The organism is Dehalococcoidales bacterium, assembly GCA_041656115.1.
Taxonomy (GTDB): Bacteria; Chloroflexota; Dehalococcoidia; order Dehalococcoidales; family UBA5627; genus UBA5627.
Genome location: JBBAED010000002.1, coordinates 153,712 through 171,816 on the forward strand (window position 1 = coordinate 153,712; position 18,105 = coordinate 171,816).

Genomic DNA, 18,105 nt, shown 5'->3' on the forward strand with positions numbered 1-18,105 from the left:
TTGTCAATTTGTGCCCTGCCTCGGTGTTATTTTCCCAGCGCATCCGATTTAACACAAATATTTTCTTTTGGGCTTTTATTATTGTTTAAGCAAGCCGATGGCTTGCAGGGCGACGCTGTCATTGTGGTATAATAACAGCGCTTTATTTAAACTATGTGATAAGGAGAGTTGCACTATGCCTGAGGCAATCATTTGGTTTAAGGACATTTCCAAAGAAGACGTCCCGATAGCCGGCGGAAAAGGGGCTAATTTAGGGGAAATGACAAAAGCCAACATACCGGTTCCTCCCGGTTTCGTTGTTTCCGTAAGCGCCTACTTTGAATTTCTGGAAAATTCCGGAATCGTTGAAGATATCCAACCGCTTCTTAAATCCCTGGACATCGAAGATACCAAACAACTACAACGCGTTGCCAAGATAATCAAAAAAATGGTCTTGGATTGCCCGATAATGCCCGAATTGGCCGACGAAATTAAAGCGGCCTATAAACAATTGGGCGGCGGGCTGGTAGCTGTTCGCTCTTCGGCAACCGCCGAAGACCTCCCCGAAGCCTCGTTTGCCGGACAGCAAAGCACTTATCTTAATATCGAGGGCGCCGATGAGGTTGTCGATGCGGTGCTTAAGTGCTGGGCATCCCTTTTTGAACCGCGCGCTATTTATTACAGGGTTCAGCAAGGCTTTGACCACTTTAAGGTTGGCATCGCCGTACCCGTCCAGAGAATGATTGCATCCGTTACCTCAGGGGTTATGTTTACCGTTGAACCGGTAACCAGCAACACCAGAGAAATTGTAATTGAAGCGATTTACGGCTTGGGAGAGGGGTTAGTTTCGGGAGAAGTAACCCCCGACTTGTATATTGTCGATAAAGAAAAACTTTCTATTTTATCGAAAAGAATCAGCAAGCAGAAGAGCCAGCTTGCCAGAAATCCGGTTGCGGACGGTAAAGATATTAACACTTGGCAGCTGATTGATAAAGACTTACAAGGCAAGATTAAACTCTCGGACGCCGAAATTTTAGAGCTTGCCCAAATCGGTAAGCAGATTGAAGAACATTACAACTTCCCGCAGGACATTGAATGGGCCAAAGAAAACGGGAAGTATTATATTTTACAAACAAGGCCGGTAACCACAATTAAGGAATCGGTAGAGGAAGAACCCGAAATTAACGCCCCCGTACTGTTAAGCGGCGTTGCCGCCAGCCCGGGTCTTGCTTCGGGGCCGGTTAAGATTATCTATGAGCCCTCTCAGTTAGACAGGGTTCATCAGGGAGATATTCTTGTGACCGAGATGACCACCCCCGACTTTGTTCCGGCAATGAAAAAGGCGGCGGCAATTGTTACCGACCGCGGCGGAAGAACCGCGCATGCCGCTATCGTCAGCCGCGAACTCGGAATTCCTTGTGTTGTCGGTACCGATCTTGCAACATCAACCCTAATCGATAAAAAGATTATTACCGTTGACGGTTCAAAAGGTAAGGTTTACAGCGGTAAAATCGCCCGCAGTATAACCACTACTAAAATGTCGAATATCCTAAGGGAATCCTTAATTACCAAAACCAAGGTTTATGTCAATTTAGCCCAACCTGAACTCGCTGATATGATTTCCGTACGTAATGTTGACGGTGTCGGCCTGTTAAGGGCGGAGTTTATTATTGCCCAAATCGGTGAACACCCCAAATACATGTTAAAACAGAACAGGGGCAACGAATTTGTTGATAAGCTTTATAACGGCCTGCTTTCTTTTGCCAAGCCGTTTTATCCGCGCCCGGTAATTTACCGAACCACCGACTTTAAAACCAACGAATACCGGGACCTTATCGGCGGACGCGATTTTGAGGAAACGGAAGAAAACCCGATGATCGGTTATCGCGGAGCCTCCAGATACGTTACCGATATTGATTCGTTCCAACTCGAAATTGAAGCAATTAAGCGTGTCAGAAGAGATTATAAGAACCTGCACGTAATGATTCCTTTTGTAAGAACGGTCGACGAACTGAAAAGAACCAAAGCTATCTTGGAAGAAAACGGGCTTGTTCGCAGTGAAGATTTCAAGCTCTGGATGATGGTGGAGGTCCCCTCCAATATCTTCTTAATTGAGAAATTTTTAAGTGTCGGGATTGACGGTATTTCAATCGGCAGTAACGACCTAACCCAGCTGACTCTCGGTATTGACAGAGACAGCGCAAAACTGGCACCGACTTTTGACGAACGTAATGAGGCCGTTCTTGTTGCGCTTGAGAGGGCCGTTACCGTTGCTAAAAGCATGGGGGTTACCGCATCGATTTGCGGACAGGCTCCTTCGGTATATCCCGAACTGACCGAGAAACTGGTTTCTTGGGGAATCACTTCCGTTTCGGTCAGCCCCGATATGATTGGCACCACCCGCCAGATAATTGCCAAGGCGGAAGCCAAACTTAATCATAGATGATCCAAAATTTTAATATTCGACAAAGAATTGAAGAGCGTGAGCTGCAACTGTCAAAGTTTGCAGCTCGAAGCGCCTTATCTCGCGGCAGGGAAAGATACGAAGAACCATGCCCCTTGCGAACAGCATTCCAACGCGACCGCGACCGAATTATCCATTGTAAATCGTTCCGGCGCCTAAAACACAAAACTCAGGTCTTTATTGCCCCGCTTGGTGACCATTATGTTACCAGGCTAACGCATACCCTTGAGGTTTCCCAACTGGCAAGAACAATTGCCCGCGCCCTAAACTTAAACGAAGACCTCACCGAAGCCATTAGCCTCGGGCATGACTTGGGGCACACCCCTTTCGGGCATGTCGGGGAGGATGTGCTAAACGAACTCTATGATGAGGGGTTTAAGCATAACCAACAGAGTTTACGGGTGGTGGAGATTGTTGAGAACGATGGGAGGGGTTTAAACCTGACATGGGAAGTAAGGGACGGGATATTAAACCATTCCAAGCCGGGAGATACGATGTACGGGGAGAATTGGGGAAAAGTCGGAACGCTTGAGGGCGAAATCTGCAAAATATCCGACTTAATCGCCTATGTTAACCACGATATCGGGGATTCAATCAGAGCCGGAATAATAACCGAAAACGACCTCCCCTCTTCCACGCTGAAACTTTTGGGGGAATCCCACGGGGAGCGCATTGATACAATGGTAAGCGATATTGTCGAAAGCTCGTGGGCAGCCAACGGTAACTGCGAGACCTCGGAAAGACCTTCCATTAAAATGAGCAAGGAAATTCTGGGAGCCACCAACGAACTGCGGCAATTTCTTTTTGAAAAGGTTTACCGCGTTCAATCCAAAGAAAAGGAATCCTTAGCGGCCAGAAAAATTGTTAGTAAACTCTACAAATATTTTTTAAATCATATCGATGAACTGCCGCAAGAATACAGGCAGCTGAGCGACAAAACCGAAAGATGCGTGGTTGATTATATTGCCGGTATGACAGACCAGTATGCAATCAACCTTGCCAAACAGATTCCTTTCTAGATTTCGGCAGCTAATTATTGCGGCACGCCCCCGGTTTTTATTGCAACCCAATTGGAACAACACCATCAAGAATATAACGGAATTATGTAGTATAATTATTAAGAACTATGAACATTATTGAAGAAGTAAAACAAAGAATCGATATTGCGGAAGTTGTCGGGCAATCTACCAAGTTAACCAAAGCCGGTAAGAACCTTAAGGGCTTGTGCCCTTTCCACAGCGAAAAGCACGGCTCCTTTTTTATTTACCCCGACGACCAAAGGTGGCACTGTTTCGGCGCCTGTAACGAAGGCGGAGATGTTTTCTCTTTTGTTATGAAACAGCAGAATATCACCTTTGGCGAGGCTTTGCGTTTACTTGCCGAAAAAGCCGGCATTGAGGTACCGTCAACAAGCGGGCAAAAAGAAGACAAAGAAAAATACGATAAACTTTACCAAATTAACCAAGCCGCCGCACAATATTATCACAATGTAATTGTAAATTCGGAATACGGCGATAAAGCCAAAGCCTATGCCACAAAAAGGGGCTTAAATGAAAAAACAATCTCCGATTTTCAATTGGGATACAGTTTAAACAGCCGCGATGCACTCAAAGCTTATTTGCTTAACAAAGGTTTTAGCGAAAATGAGCTTTTGGAAGCCGGGGTAATCACAAAAACCGAGGGCAAACAATCGCATGATGTTTTTAGCAACCGCTTTATGTTCCCTATCTTCGATATAAAAGGAAGGTGCTGTGGATTTGGCGGAAGGGCCTTTGAAGATAATCAGGCTAAATATATTAACTCCCCGCAATCGGCTATTTTTGATAAAAGCGGCACCCTCTACGGGGCTAACTTAGCCTCACAATCAATCCGCCGGAATGATTTGGCAGTCCTTGTTGAGGGCTATATGGATGTTATTATCGCCCATCAATACGGTTTTGCGAATGTTATTGCTTCGATGGGCACCGCTGTTACCGAAAAGCAGATTAGCATCTTAAAAAAAATGACCAAAAATCTGGTGTTGGCACTCGATTCCGATGCCGCCGGTGAAGAGGCTATACTGCGTTCCGTCGAATACGAAAACTTAATTGAAAACGAAATTAAAGTGGCGCTTATCCCCGCCGGAAGCGATCCTGATGATGTGATACGCAAGGACGCCTCCGAGTGGCAGAAGATTGTAGAGAATGCGATTCCCTTAATGGATTATACCTTTGATACGGTTACGGCAAAGCTGGATTTAACTACAGCCAAGGATAAAACGATTGCAGCCGAAAAACTTTTGCCGGTAATTGCGCAAATGGCGGATAAGGTGCGTAAAGCTCACTACATGCAAAAGTTATCGCGCCTTATCGGGGTAAGCCTGCGCGAACTTGAATCAATGGTTAAAAAGCCCGATTATAAATTCGGTATCAAAAAAGAGGCTTCCCCAACCCCAACGGGAACGCCCCGTAAATTTTCCCAGCCTCTTGAGGAATATTGCTTGACCTTACTGCTGCAATTTCCTAAACTTAATTCTTTCAAAACAAAAATTAAGGCGGAATACTTTGAAAACAGCGAAAATCGAGAGGTGTTTTTAGCACTTACGAAAACAGAAGATTTAGATTCCGTTAGGGATAATCTTGACTATGCGATTCGGGATTATTTGGATGAGCTGTTAACCAAGGAAGTGCATCCCGATAAAATTGAACAAAAGATGTCTGTTTGCATACTCAGGCTACGTGAAAAGTTCTTGCGCAAACTTGAAACAGAGCGAGAAGTGATTTTAGCCGCCGAGGCGGCATCCAAAGGCAGTATAGCCGAGCTTAACAAGTTGGCGGAACACGGGATTGACGTAAGCGTTGAGCTAAAAGAAATTTTTTCCAAAAAATCGGCCGGTGGGTTTTACAGAGGAGATATTGATGAAACAAGAAAACGATAAGAAGACTAAGAAAACAACAACAAAAAAGAAATCGGAGACTCAACTTGAAGAAGGTTTAGCCGAAAAAGAGAAAGAAGAGTCGATTAATGATGGGGGCGCCGAAGAAGATTTTGCAATCGACGATATGCCCGAAGACGAATTTAACCCCGAAAAGGAAGAACTTGAGGAGGAACCGGCAAGCGAGCAGGATATTAAGCTGACGTTACTCGGACCGGGTGAAGAACCGGGAATAGTTGACGATCCGGTTCGCATGTACTTGCACGAAATCGGCCGCGTTTTATTACTGACCGCGGAAGAAGAGAAAGTCCTTGCCAAAAAAATGGAGGCCGGCAGACGTATCCGTGAAATTAAAGAAAACTACATTGAACAAAACGGACGAACGCCTACGGCTACGGAAATTTTGTTGCGGATGCTCGAAGATCTTTCAAACCAGATAGATATATTGCATCTTTTACAAGAGGAACTGGCTGTTCCTCTAACCGAAAACTTTAAAGAGAGCATTGCCGATACTGCGGTTATTAATAGCGTTGCCAATGAAATCGACCAGAGACTGCCGCAAAATATTGCCCAAAAAACAGAGCAGCCGGTACCGGATATCGAACAGGCAATCATAAACCTTTATTTAAACATAACCTTGCTTCCGAAGGATCTTTTGGCTGCAATTGACGATAATGTCCAACTGGCGGACGTCAAACACCTGGTAACGGACCAAGCTTTTATTGATTCCGTTACGGTTTTCGACGACAAGTTTCAATCTCATATCGATAAAATCCTTAAGGACTCGGACAAATCTGAAAAACATTTAATCGAAGCCAACTTAAGGCTGGTTGTCAGTGTCGCCAAAAAGCATATCGGGCGCGGCATGCCGCTTTTGGATTTGTTGCAGGAAGGGAATATGGGTTTGATTCGTGCAGTGGAAAAATTCGATTACCACCGCGGGTACAAATTCAGCACATATGCCACTTGGTGGATTAGACAAGCGATTACGCGTGCCATCGCCGACCAAGCACGCACAATCAGAATCCCCGTGCATATGGTAGAAACAATTAACAAGCTTTTAAGTGTTACCAGAAACCTTTCTCAAGAACTGGGACGCGAACCGACGCCTAAGGAAATTGGAGATGAGTTGGAGATTTCGACGGATAAGGTAAGAGAAATTATTAAAGTTTCACAGCTGCCGATATCCCTTGAGGCGCCCATCGGCGAAGAAGAAGACAGCCACCTCGGCGATTTTATCGAGGATCAAAATGCGCTGCCGCCTCCCGATGCCGCCTCCCGCCAGCTTTTAAAAGAGCAAATCGAAGATGTGCTGGATAGCCTAACACCGAGGGAAAGACGTGTATTGCAGTTAAGATTCGGCTTGGAAGACGGCCGCAGCCGTACGCTTGAAGAAGTCGGGCGCGAGTTTAATGTTACCCGCGAACGTATCCGCCAAATTGAAGCAAAAGCCTTGCGCAAACTGCGCCACCCCTCTCGCAGCCGCAGGCTCAAAGATTATTTGGAATAATCGATACATTATAAAACATTTAAAAATCCGCTCGCCATTGCCGATTAAAGGCTTTCGAGCGGATTTTTATATTTGTTATCAAAAACTGCCTTTACGAGTCCCAACATGCCGGATTAGAATTAAGCAGACACTCGGAGAAATCCAACCAGACCATTCGGGAATAGTTCGTTTGATAACAGAGAGACTGTATCAATGAGCCGAATGAATTTAATAGTTTCCTTCAAAAAGTCCGCTATGTTATGAACCCTTACAAAAAAGTACTTTCTTCTCCAACTATGCTAAAATAACCTCAAATGATACCTGTCAGATTAAAGATTCGCAATTTTATGCCCTACCGCGGGGATATGCCTTCGTTTTCTTTTGAAGGTATCCAAACCGCTTGTATATCCGGAGATAACGGGCATGGTAAATCCGCCATTATTGATGCCTTAACATGGGCATTGTGGGGGGAATCACGCGCTAAAAATATCGATGATGTAATCCACATCAAGGAATCGGAAGCAACCATTGAATTTGATTTTATGGCTGAAGGGCAGCTTTACCGCGTAATCAGAAAACGTGCCCGCCCCAAGAAAGCCACCGCCGCCGGACAAAGCAGCCTCGATTTAATGATCTTTGATAACGGTGAATTTAAGATTATTTCCGCAGATAAAATCAACGAAACTCAGGCGAAAATCACAAATGAAATACTGCGGATGGATTATGATACATTTATTAACAGCGCTTTTTTAAGACAGGGCAACGCCGACCAATTCACGCGCCAGCAACCGGCAAAACGCAAAGAAGTCCTCTCCAATATCCTCGGGTTGGATATCTACGATAAGTTAGAAAGCAAGGCGCGCGAAATGGCTCGCAAGCAGCACGTGGATATCAAAACAACAGAAAAATTAATCCAAGATATTGATTCCGAGCTTGCCGATCAAAATGAACTGAAAAGCAACCTTGAACGGGCCGAAACGGAATTGCTGCAAGCGGAAAAAGCGGTTAAAGAGAAGCAAACGGAACTTGATAACGTTAAACAAAAAAGGCAGGCTTTAGAAAGCAAAAAACCGCAGTTACACCAACTTGAAGAGCATATTTCATCCATTAACAAGCAGCTTGACCTGCGCATCAAAGAAAAAGAGCAGCACGAAAAACAAATCAGCGGATACGAAAGCCTGATTGTTGAACGCAATAAGATTGAAAAAGGGTATGAAAATTTTAAACAGGTAAAGGCGTTATGTGACGAGTTTAATATTAAACTGCAGGAGCTCAACAGCCTCAAAGACAGCCAAAGGCGGTTCGAACGTTCGGTTGAGAGCGCCCTATCCGAATTGAACGCTAAAAAAGCGGAGCTTCAAAAAATAATCGAGCGACTTACCGATAAAGCACAAAAACTCGAGCAATACAAATCGGAAATGGCAAAAATCGAAGAAGCCATCCCGCGACTGGAAAAAAAGGAAAAGGATTTTGAGGATAACAAACAAAAACGACAGGCTTTGCAATCCGCAGTTGCGCAATTAAAGGACAACCAAGAGAAATTAAAGCTGGAAATTGACGGAATCAACGATAAGCTTAACCTTTTATGTAAAGAGGGTGAAAATGTATGCCCGCTCTGCGAAACAGCACTCGGTAAAGAAGGCTTGGATATTATACGCGCAAAATTCGGCAGTGACCTTGAAGCAAAAAATGAGCTCATAAAACAAAAAGGCTCTGAAATAACCGCGCTGTTAGCCGAAGCTCAAAATATCGAAAAAGAGTTATCGGAAAAAGAGCGAGAATTAAAAAGTAACCGCGAATGGCTGCAAAACCGTGTCGGTAGCCTCAAACAATCAATTGATGATGCAACGGAAGCGGCAAACGAACTGGTTGAGCAAAAGGAAATGCTTGCCGATATCGAACATAAATTAGAAACAAAAGATTATTCGGTAAGCGAACAGCAGGAATTAAAGGCTATTAACGCCAATATAGCATCGCTTGATTACGATTCCGAAAAACATAAATCATCGCAAAAAGAGCTTGCGGAGCTTGGGGAATTTGAAACCAAAAAGCGACAATTGGAAGAAGCAACGCGTTACTTGGCAACCGAAAAAGAAGATTTGGCAAAAACAATCGTCGCTTTAAACGACCTCCAAAAACAACTTGAAATTGATAACAATAAAAAAGACTTGATTGAAAAGGAACTGGAAGCTCTCTCGCAACTGGAAAGCGAATCGGAGCAAGCGGAAGAGATTTTTAGGAAGGTGTCTGCGGCCCAAAAAGAAGCCCAAGAAACAACCGTCAGGCTCAAAGCCCGTTTACAACACCTCCAAGACCAAGAGAAAAAGAAAAAAGAAAAAGAAAAGCAGTTAAAACTTCTTACTAATGAGATATCCATCTACGACCAACTGGCGCTGGCATTCGGCAAAAAGGGAATTCAGATGATGCTAATCGAATCATCTTTACCGGATGTTGAAAACGAAGCCAACGATTTACTGGGACGGATGACCGATAACCGCATGCACGTAAGATTTGAATCACAAAAACCCACCAAAAAGGGCGATGTCCAGGAAACGTTGGAGATTATTATTTCCGACGAGCTCGGATCAAGGCCTTATGAAACCTACAGCGGGGGTGAGGCCTTCCGTATTGACCTGGCTATCCGCATCGCCCTATCCAAACTGCTGGCAAAAAGAGCCGGAGCGCCGCTCCCTACTTTGATTATAGACGAGGGTTTCGGCTCGTTGGACAGTACCGGAATCGATAAAATAAAAGAGGCAATCAATTCAATTAAAAACGACTTCGAAAAAATAATTGTTATTACTCATATCGAAGAACTGAAAGACGCCTTCCCCAGCCGCATTAACGTTAGAAAAACGCCCGACGGGTCGGTAATAGAACTGAACTAGAACTCACAATTGCCTGATATGTTTTTCACCGAAAGATAATTTGCAAAAATGTTGATACCATTGGGATTAATATCCAAGGCATAGTGAAAATATTTCAAGGCTTCTTCATATTTTCCTAGCGAAGCGAAAGCTTCACCTAAGCAATTAAGATTTTCCCATGTTTCACAACCGTATAAGATAGCTATACTACAATCCAATACTGCGTCATTAAAATTACATAGTGCATACTGGATAAGCCCTCTGTTTGAATAATAGACAGCTTTAGACGACCCGTCGTTATCCTGACTTAATTCAATAGCTTTATCAATATCCATCAACGCTTTCTCAAGCATATCTATAGACCAATAAGATAAAGCCCTGTTGTTATATGCACAAGATAACTGAGCGTTAAGTTCGATTGCCATATTAAAATCAGCAATAGATTTTTCGTATTCCTGAATACTTCCATAAGCAATTCCTCGCAAGTCATATAGACAAGCGTTATCCGATTCTGACTCAATAGCTTTGGTTAAAGCACTAATTGCCAAATTGTAATTGCATTCGTTCAGGAAATGCCGTCCAAGCATCATATTAATTTCATTATTATTCATAATACATTCATTATAACATGCTGATTTCTAATATATTTGTTGGTACAGTTTTACACAATCAAAATGTAAACCCTTACAATATCACAAATGTTATGTTATACTGGCGCTGAAATTAATTTGGGTCAGAAAAGGAGTTATAATGGATTTATATTTTGATGAAAAATTCAAGGATAATGTTATCAAAGCTTGGGAATTAAACAAAAACGAATTAAATGATGTATATTATCATCCTACAAAAAGAGAAATAGTGAAAAAATGTATCGCTTTATCTTGTAAGAAACCTTTAACTAAACTACACCTTAAGGAAAAACAATTCAAAAGTACATCCAGTGAAAAGTGGTTGGAAGCATACATAATTCAAGCTGCCAAAAAAAGCAATAACTATAAAAAGGCTTTTAAGCTAAACGGCTTGGACAGCCAATACTATTTTTTGTACTCCCAATTAAATCTTACAGGCATCCGCAATAGCGAGGGCAAGTATACTAATCGCCCCTTGGATTGTTTACTGTATGAGCCGTCTACTCAAAAACTAATACTTTGGGAACTTAAAAAGGACAGAACATTAAAGCATGCACAAGAAGAATTGGAAACGTACGCCTATGCATTAGAAAAGATAAAAAATGAGTTGACAGAAGTATTTAGTAAAATTTACAAAGGAGATTTTAACGGTATATCGGAAATTGAAAAATATATTGTTTGGCCCAAAGTCAATAGCGATAGAAGTATTGAAATAAAGCCTGATGCTTATAAAATAATAGAATATTCGTCCGACTTTGATATTATAAAAAACAATAAATTAACAACGCCGTGGGACCAGTACAAGAAATTCGGCGATAAAATGACAATTAAATTTGAAAACTTACCATCTGCGAAATAGCCAATGAAACTCATCATCCATCGTGGTACAAAGGAAATCGGCGGCAGTTGCGTAGAATTAAAGTCGAAAAAAGCACGGATTATTATTGATCTGGGGTTGCCGCTGGTAAATGAACAGGGAGAAACATTTGATAGTAATACCTTACAAGATAAATGCGTCGCCGAATTAGTAGAAAACCATGTACTCCCACCAATAGAAGGTTTGTATAAAAGCGAACAGAAATCGGTTGATGCCGTTCTTATATCTCACCCTCACCAAGACCATTACGGCCTGCTTAGATACGTAAACAATGAAATCCCCGTTTATTTAAGCAAAGGTGCATACGCACTAATACAAGCATCCAATATTTTTATTCCGGTAAAAACAGAACTACAAAATGTAAAAATATTCGAAAACAGAAAGTCTTTTATGATTGGTGACATTAAAATTACCCCGCGCTTGGTTGACCATTCCGGCTTTGATGCGGTTGCTTTTACAATCGAGTGTGAAGGTAAGAAGTTATTTTACTCCGGTGATTTTCGTGGGCACGGACGCAAAAGCGTTTTGTTTGATGTACTATGCCGATATCCGGAAAAGGACGTGGACTACCTTTTGCTTGAAGGCTCAATGCTTGGCAGAAAAGAATGTTCATTCTCCAGCGAAAAAGCTGTTGAAGATGAAATGACAAGTATCTTTAAGAATAATACCAACGTAGCTTTTGTGTTTTGTTCATCTCAAAATATCGACAGGATTGTTTCAATATACCGTGCGGCAAAACGCACCGGAAAAACAACTGTAATCGACCTTTATACCGCTTATATTTTAGACAGCATTAAAGACGTTTCAAAACACCTCCTCCAATATTGGTGGGATGGCATTAGAGTTTTCTATTTCCAACATCATTGCAGGAGCCTAATTCAAAGCGGATTTAAATCTTTTACCTATCAAGTAAAAACGCACAAGATTACGATAGAAGACATAAACAAAAACAAGGATAAATACGTAATAATTACTAAAGATAACACTGTATTCCCCAAGCTTCTTAACCGCATAGACAACCATAGCGGAGTAGTGGCAATTTATTCACAATGGGAAGGGTATCTTAAAAACAACAATTTGCAGGATTTATTGACACAAAAAGAAATCACGTTCAAGAAAATACATACCAGCGGGCATGCGCCGGAGGATGATTTAAAACGTCTGGTAAACAGTTTTAACCCAAAGCATATAATCCCGATTCACACCTTTTTCCCCGAAAATTACGAAACACTGTTTCCGGGCTACGACATTAAAAGGTTAAACGACGGCGAGGAATTTATTTTATAAAGGAATCTATTATGGGGAAATACAATACTTTAAGCGAATATCTGGTAAAACAAAATTTGACTTCATTATCCTTTGATTTTCAGCAAATTGAACAAATTATCGGCTCTACGCTACCATCTTCTGCATACATTCATCGAGCATGGTGGGCAAATACCTTGTCTCATCCTCAGGCTAAATCATGGCTTAATGTTGGCTGGAAAGTAAGGAATGTTGATTTTAAAACACGAATGGTCAATTTTCTGCGTCCGCTAATTTTGTATGTTTTTAAAGCTTCAGGCAATAAAGATACTACAAGTCTAATACTAACAACTGATGAAGACGGAATAGTTTTTATTCTTAATGGAGCAACAGCATCTGCAACTACTAAATATTCGTGGAGACAAATAACTCAAACACTAATAGACGTAAACCCTAACATATTCGGAGAAATTTCATATCAACCCGACCATCACATTTTCCCTGAAATGCTGGCCGAATTAGGTTATTCTACAGTAAATTGGGAAACTGGAGAGTCTTGGATTCCGTAATAGGTAATTGATATAAAGCTATAATCCCAATTCCTCCGCCACACCCTGCATCGCTTTCAATCCGAGTTCGATAAACTCGTTCAGTTCCAAATCCAGTTCACTGCAAGCGGCAATCTGTTCCCTGTTGGCACCGGCAGCAAAACTCTTTTCCTTAAATCTTTTGGCAACCGATTTTACTTCCACAAAAGCCAGTTTCTTCTCGGGACGCACCAAAGCGGCGGCGGTAATAAGCCCTGTCAGCGGGTCGGCGCAATAGAGCGCTTTATCAAAATTGTTTTCGCGTTCCACACCCAGCATTTCATTGTGACACAAAATCGCATGCGTCATCGCCTCATTGGCACCGGCTTTAGCCGCCATTTCAGCGCTAATCTTGCCGTGGACAGTCATATCATCACCGACGATATCAAGATCGATATCATGCAAAAGGCCGGCAATCCCCCACTCCTCCTCATCCTCCCCAAAACGCCTCGCCAGCGCCCGCATAATGGCTTCGGTAGCAATCATATGTTTAATCAGGTTCTGATTTTTGATGTTTGCCTTAACAATTTCTAAAGCTTTTTCTCGATCCATTTTATCTAACCTTTCCGTTATTTTCGATAAGCCCAATACAATATTTGAGCCGCTGACAATTCAATATAACAATTATACTTTATGTAAACAATGCCTTGTTTAAGTATTCGCCGGTCGCCGAGCCTTTGGTTTTAGCAATCGTTTCGGGGGTGCCAACCGCCACAATTTGGCCGCCTTTATCCCCTGCCCCTGGTCCCAAATCTATAATCCAATCGGCGTTTTTGATAATATCCAAATTGTGTTCAATTACCACCACGGTATTACCGGCATCCGCCAGCCTCTGCAGGACTTTTAACAAAGCCGCCACATCTTCAAACGATAAGCCGGTTGTCGGCTCATCTAAAATATAAAGCGTTTTGCCGGTAGCCCTTTTGGCAAGTTCGGTCGCCAATTTCACTCGCTGTGCTTCGCCTCCGGATAGCGTTGTTGCGGATTGACCGAGGTGAATATACCCCAATCCGACGTCATTAAGTGTTTTGAGCCTGTTTTTAATGGAAGGGAAATTTTCAAAGTGCGCCAGCGCCTGTTCGACAGTCATATCCAACACTTCGGAAATATTCTTGCCTTTAAAATAGATATCAAGGACTTCACGATCGTAACGTTTTCCTTTGCAAACTTCGCAAGGAACGGTAACATCGGGTAAAAACTGCATTTCAATCTGAATCAGGCCGTCTCCGCGGCAAGCCTCGCACCTTCCGCCCTTAACGTTAAACGAAAAACGCCCCGGTTTATAGCCTCTCAGGCGCGCTTCGGGCGATGTGGCGAAAAGCTCGCGCACATGGGTAAACAAACCGGTATAAGTTGCGGGGTTACTGCGCGGGGTACGCCCAATCGGCGATTGGTCGATATTAATAACCTTATCGATATTCTCAATCCCCTCAATGCTGTCAACCGCCCCCGGGTTCTCTTTGGCTTTATAAAGAATCTGGGCCAGTTTTTTATGTAAAATATCACTGATTAAGGTGCTCTTGCCGCTCCCCGAAATTCCGGTAATACAAACCATTTTACCGAGCGGAATGGCAACATCGATATTTTTAAGATTGTTCTGCCTTGCGCCCTTAACGATAATTTGTGCCCCGTTGCCGTTACGTCTTTTTTCGGCGATAGGGATTACTTTACGGCCGGAAAGATATTGCCCGGTCAGTGATTTCTCGGAGGTTAAGATATCCTCCAGCGGTCCGCTGGCAACGACATAACCACCGTGTTCACCGGCGCCCGGCCCCATATCGATAATATAATCCGCCGCACGCATCATTGCTTCATCATGCTCGACAACAATAAGGGTATTCCCCAAGTCTTTAAGCTCTTTAAGCGTTTTAATAAGGCGGAAGTCGTCGGCCGGATGCAAGCCGATTGTCGGCTCGTCGCAAATATAAAGCACCCCTATCAGCCCGCTGCCGATTTGGGTCGCCAAGCGAATTCTCTGACCTTCTCCACCCGAAAGCGTCCCCGCCATACGGTTTAAGGAGAGATAATCCAGACCAACGTTTTGTAAAAACCCTAAACGAGCCTCAATTTCCTTTAATATTTCGGCGGCGATTTTGGTTTCACGATTATTAAAAACAGAAGTTTTGCCTGCCAACATTTGAACCCACTGCAACGCCAGTACAACCGACATCGAAACGATATCATCGATATTTTTATCGCCGATGGTAACCGCCAATGCCTCAGGCTTTAATCGTTTACCCTTGCACGAGTTGCACTCCCGAGATACCATGTAACGCTCTATGTACGCCCGTGAGGCTTCCGATTCAGTATCGCGGTGCAATCGTTCCATTCTGGGAATAACGCCCTCAAAACCGTCTGTGTACTCGCGCTCTTTACCGCGCCGGTCGCGATAGGTGTAGCGGAAATCGCTTTCTCCGTACAAAACAAGGTTAATTTGTTCGGGTGTTAGGTCTTTAATCGGTGTTTTAACGGAAAAACCGTGACGCCTGGCCATTTCGCGCACGGAATACATATACCAGTTTTGCCATTGATAAGGGCTAATCGCCCCTTCTTCAAGTGTGAGGTTTTTATCGGGAAGAACCAAATCGGGGTCAACCTCCGGCTTGGCCCCAAGCCCCGTGCAATCCGGGCAGGCGCCGTGCGGACTGTTAAAACTAAATGTTCTCGGTTCGATTTCCCCCAAACTGATACCGCATGTTACACAGGCAAAGTGTTCCGAAAAAAGAATTTCTTCGCCGTCAATAATCGAAACCAAAACAACCCCGCCCCCCAGTTTCAATGCCGTTTCAACCGAATCGGCGATACGGCTCTGGCTGTCGCTTTGGCCGATTACGAGCCTGTCAATCACCGCCTCAATGGTATGCTTTTTTTGTTTATCAAGCTGAAAATCTTCGGAGAGGTCGTGTATTTCATTATCAACACGCACGCGGGCATATCCCGATTTGCGTAAATCATTAAAAATATGCTGGTACTCACCCTTGCGCCCTTTTACAAGCGGAGCCATTATCATCACCCGCGAATCCTGCGGCAATGATTTAACGGCATCCACTATCTGCTCAACGGTTTGCGCCGCAATTTCGCGGCCGCAATTCGGGCAATGCGGGTGGCCGGTGCGGGCAAAAAGTAACCTCAAATAATCGTAAATCTCGGTAACCGTCCCCACCGTTGAACGCGGATTACGGCTAACGCCCTTTTGGTCGATTGAAATCGCCGGGCTTAAACCTTCGATGTAATCAACCTCGGGTTTTTCCATCCGCCCCAAAAACTGGCGCGCATAAGCCGAAAGCGATTCCATATAACGGCGCTGTCCCTCGGCGTAAATAATATCGAACGCCAAAGAGCTTTTACCGGAGCCGGAAACGCCGGTAATTACGACCAGTTTATCGCGCGGAATAGTTACATCTATATTTTTGAGGTTATGCTCGCGGGCACCCTTAATAAATATTGAATCTAAAGGCATTTTTTCTCCTGTCTAATATTGTATCACCGGCTTAAAATACGAACAAGCAAACGGCCTGAAATCAAGGCAAACTGGAATGCAGATTGGATTAAGGGAGCCGGAAAAACATTTTGCGATTGGTATTAATTTGTTTTGTGAGAAAGGCCGCCCATCTCGTTTTCTTGGTCATCGTCCTTTCTTCTGCGGCCGAAAATCAAAAAGAATATAGACCCAAGCAAAGGCAGAGCAAACGCAGTGGTAATAATTCCCCACAAAAGATGTTGGTTAATCCCGCCGGGGGAAGGAGCGATTGAAGTTGTTTCGGTGAGGCTCGGAATCATAACCCTGTACAGCGAAAGATGGGTCAGATAGACGGTTATTACATTGTTTTCGGTATCAACAAAGCTTTCCAAGGCAACCCATTCATTTTTGCTGTCATCATAGAAGGCAACGTAAATATCTTCTTCGTTAACCCCTTCCGGAATATCGCTGTCGTTATAATAAAATTTCAAAAACAGCGGCGGGAAAAAAGTTGCCCCTTCGGAATGAAACCTGTATGTCGCCCCCAATCCCTCGGAACCCTGCGGAGGGTCGGGCGGATTATTAAAAAGGCATCCGATTAATTCGGCAAGCGGTTCCCCTTCCAGGTTCAATGCTGAAGTACCTTTCGGAATCAGTAAAGACAGTGTTCCGTCCGAGGATACTATTTCAACATCCTGTTCAATCAAACCGTTATCATCAATAGTGTATTCACTCATATAGCCGTCGCAAAACCCGATAATAATAACGTTGGCGTTATTTGTTGTCGTAACGGTTGTTTCGGGCTTTTCGGTCGTTTTTGTATCGGTAGTTGTACCGCCGGTAGGATCGGTGGTTTTAGTTGTTGTAACAATCGGCGGTGTTGTTGTTTTCTCGGTGGTTGTTGTCGTTTTGGTAGTTGTCACAACCGGCGGCGTCGTCGTTTTGGTTGTTGACGTCGTTGTTTTTTCGGTTGTTGATGTTGTAGTCGTTGTTGTTGTTAACGTCGTGGTTGTGGTAGTTGTGGTTGTTATCATACCGGAAAGGGTATAGTTAATATCAAAAGAAAGAATATCCCCCTGCACGTCGTTACCGGCAGTAGTCGGTAATTCCCACGTCCAAGTCAGGGCAACCGTTTCACCCGGGTTGATATTGGCTATTTTAATATAAGTTGCGCCGTCCGCGCTTTGCGGAAAGGCTGAGATTAAATTGGGCAGCGTGATATTGGTTTCAACGCGCGGCGACACAACTCCAAAGCGCATATAAAGCGATAACTCGCCCGGCTCATCGGTGTCGCCCGTTTCGGAACTCGGATTCAAGCCTTCCAAATCAACGATATTGGAAATCCAAATATAAAGGTCACCAACGGAATTGCCGTTATTGCGTACGGTAACGTCTTTGGTCCCACTGGCTCCCGGCATAACATCGGATTCGGCCCAAGGCACAGAACCCTCGCCGCCGATAACCAACACCAACGGATCATCAGCCAAAACATACGCCTGCGGTGTCATCCCCAACAAGCACATGACAGCCAACAATATCGCAATAAATTTATTTTTAAACAGTTTCATATTATTTATTTGCACTTTCAATCGCC

Annotated in this window: 12 protein-coding genes; 8 read left to right on the forward strand and 4 right to left on the reverse strand. The window is 43.6% G+C overall.

Translation table 11 applies throughout. From position 1 onward, the window contains the following. Positions 1 to 175 precede the first annotated feature (175 nt). The 5 genes from ppsA to WC958_01985 all read left to right on the forward strand — a co-directional run bounded on the left by ppsA (position 176) and on the right by WC958_01985 (position 9,734). Positions 176 to 2,425: a phosphoenolpyruvate synthase gene (gene ppsA, locus WC958_01965; GenBank protein MFA5629015.1), complete on the forward strand. Its 2,250-nt coding sequence runs from the start codon at positions 176 to 178 to the stop codon at positions 2,423 to 2,425. Continuing rightward, positions 2,422 to 3,462 carry a deoxyguanosinetriphosphate triphosphohydrolase gene (locus tag WC958_01970; protein ID MFA5629016.1) on the forward strand — a complete coding sequence of 347 codons (1,041 nt, stop codon included), beginning with the start codon at positions 2,422 to 2,424 and terminating at the stop codon, positions 3,460 to 3,462. The genes ppsA and WC958_01970 overlap by 4 nt, the downstream gene beginning before the upstream one ends. A 107-nt stretch (positions 3,463 to 3,569) precedes the next feature. Then, a complete protein-coding gene (dnaG, locus tag WC958_01975) occupies positions 3,570 to 5,360 on the forward strand; it encodes a DNA primase (GenBank protein MFA5629017.1) in 1,791 nt (596 codons plus the stop codon). Next, positions 5,341 to 6,867, forward strand: coding sequence for an RNA polymerase sigma factor RpoD (rpoD, locus tag WC958_01980; GenBank protein ID MFA5629018.1), 1,527 nt, complete (start codon positions 5,341 to 5,343; stop codon positions 6,865 to 6,867). Before dnaG ends, rpoD begins: the two co-directional genes overlap by 20 nt. A gap of 293 nt (positions 6,868 to 7,160) precedes the next feature. Then, entirely contained in the window at positions 7,161 to 9,734 is a 2,574-nt protein-coding gene (locus tag WC958_01985; GenBank protein MFA5629019.1) for an SMC family ATPase, read from the forward strand. Here WC958_01985 and WC958_01990 read toward each other — a convergent pair. Continuing rightward, entirely contained in the window at positions 9,731 to 10,324 is a 594-nt protein-coding gene (locus WC958_01990; protein ID MFA5629020.1) for a tetratricopeptide repeat protein, read from the reverse strand. The genes WC958_01985 and WC958_01990 overlap by 4 nt on opposite strands. A 139-nt stretch (positions 10,325 to 10,463) precedes the next feature. Here WC958_01990 and WC958_01995 point away from each other — a divergent pair, with 139 nt between their 5' ends. From WC958_01995 to WC958_02005, 3 genes are read left to right on the forward strand one after another with little or no spacing between them, the layout of a single operon-like run. Beyond that, positions 10,464 to 11,201 (forward strand): hypothetical protein, encoded by a 738-nt coding sequence (locus WC958_01995; protein MFA5629021.1) that lies wholly within the window; start codon positions 10,464 to 10,466, stop codon positions 11,199 to 11,201. 3 nt (positions 11,202 to 11,204) lie between these two features. Further along, positions 11,205 to 12,506: an MBL fold metallo-hydrolase gene (locus WC958_02000; GenBank protein ID MFA5629022.1), complete on the forward strand. Its 1,302-nt coding sequence runs from the start codon at positions 11,205 to 11,207 to the stop codon at positions 12,504 to 12,506. An 11-nt stretch (positions 12,507 to 12,517) separates the two neighbouring features. Further along, a complete protein-coding gene (locus WC958_02005) occupies positions 12,518 to 13,033 on the forward strand; it encodes a hypothetical protein (GenBank protein MFA5629023.1) in 516 nt (171 codons plus the stop codon). Between the two features lie 18 nt (positions 13,034 to 13,051). On the opposite strand, the gene WC958_02010 is transcribed toward WC958_02005, so the two are convergent. The 3 genes from WC958_02010 to WC958_02020 all read right to left on the reverse strand — a co-directional run bounded on the left by WC958_02010 (position 13,052) and on the right by WC958_02020 (position 18,094). Next, a complete protein-coding gene (locus WC958_02010; protein ID MFA5629024.1) occupies positions 13,052 to 13,603 on the reverse strand; it encodes an HD domain-containing protein in 552 nt (183 codons plus the stop codon). Between the two features lie 79 nt (positions 13,604 to 13,682). Next, positions 13,683 to 16,511, reverse strand: coding sequence for an excinuclease ABC subunit UvrA (gene uvrA, locus WC958_02015; protein ID MFA5629025.1), 2,829 nt, complete (start codon positions 16,509 to 16,511; stop codon positions 13,683 to 13,685). Between the two features lie 122 nt (positions 16,512 to 16,633). Next, complete coding sequence (locus tag WC958_02020) at positions 16,634 to 18,094, reverse strand: hypothetical protein (protein ID MFA5629026.1); 1,461 nt, start codon at positions 18,092 to 18,094, stop codon at positions 16,634 to 16,636. Between the last annotated feature and the right edge of the window lie 11 nt (positions 18,095 to 18,105).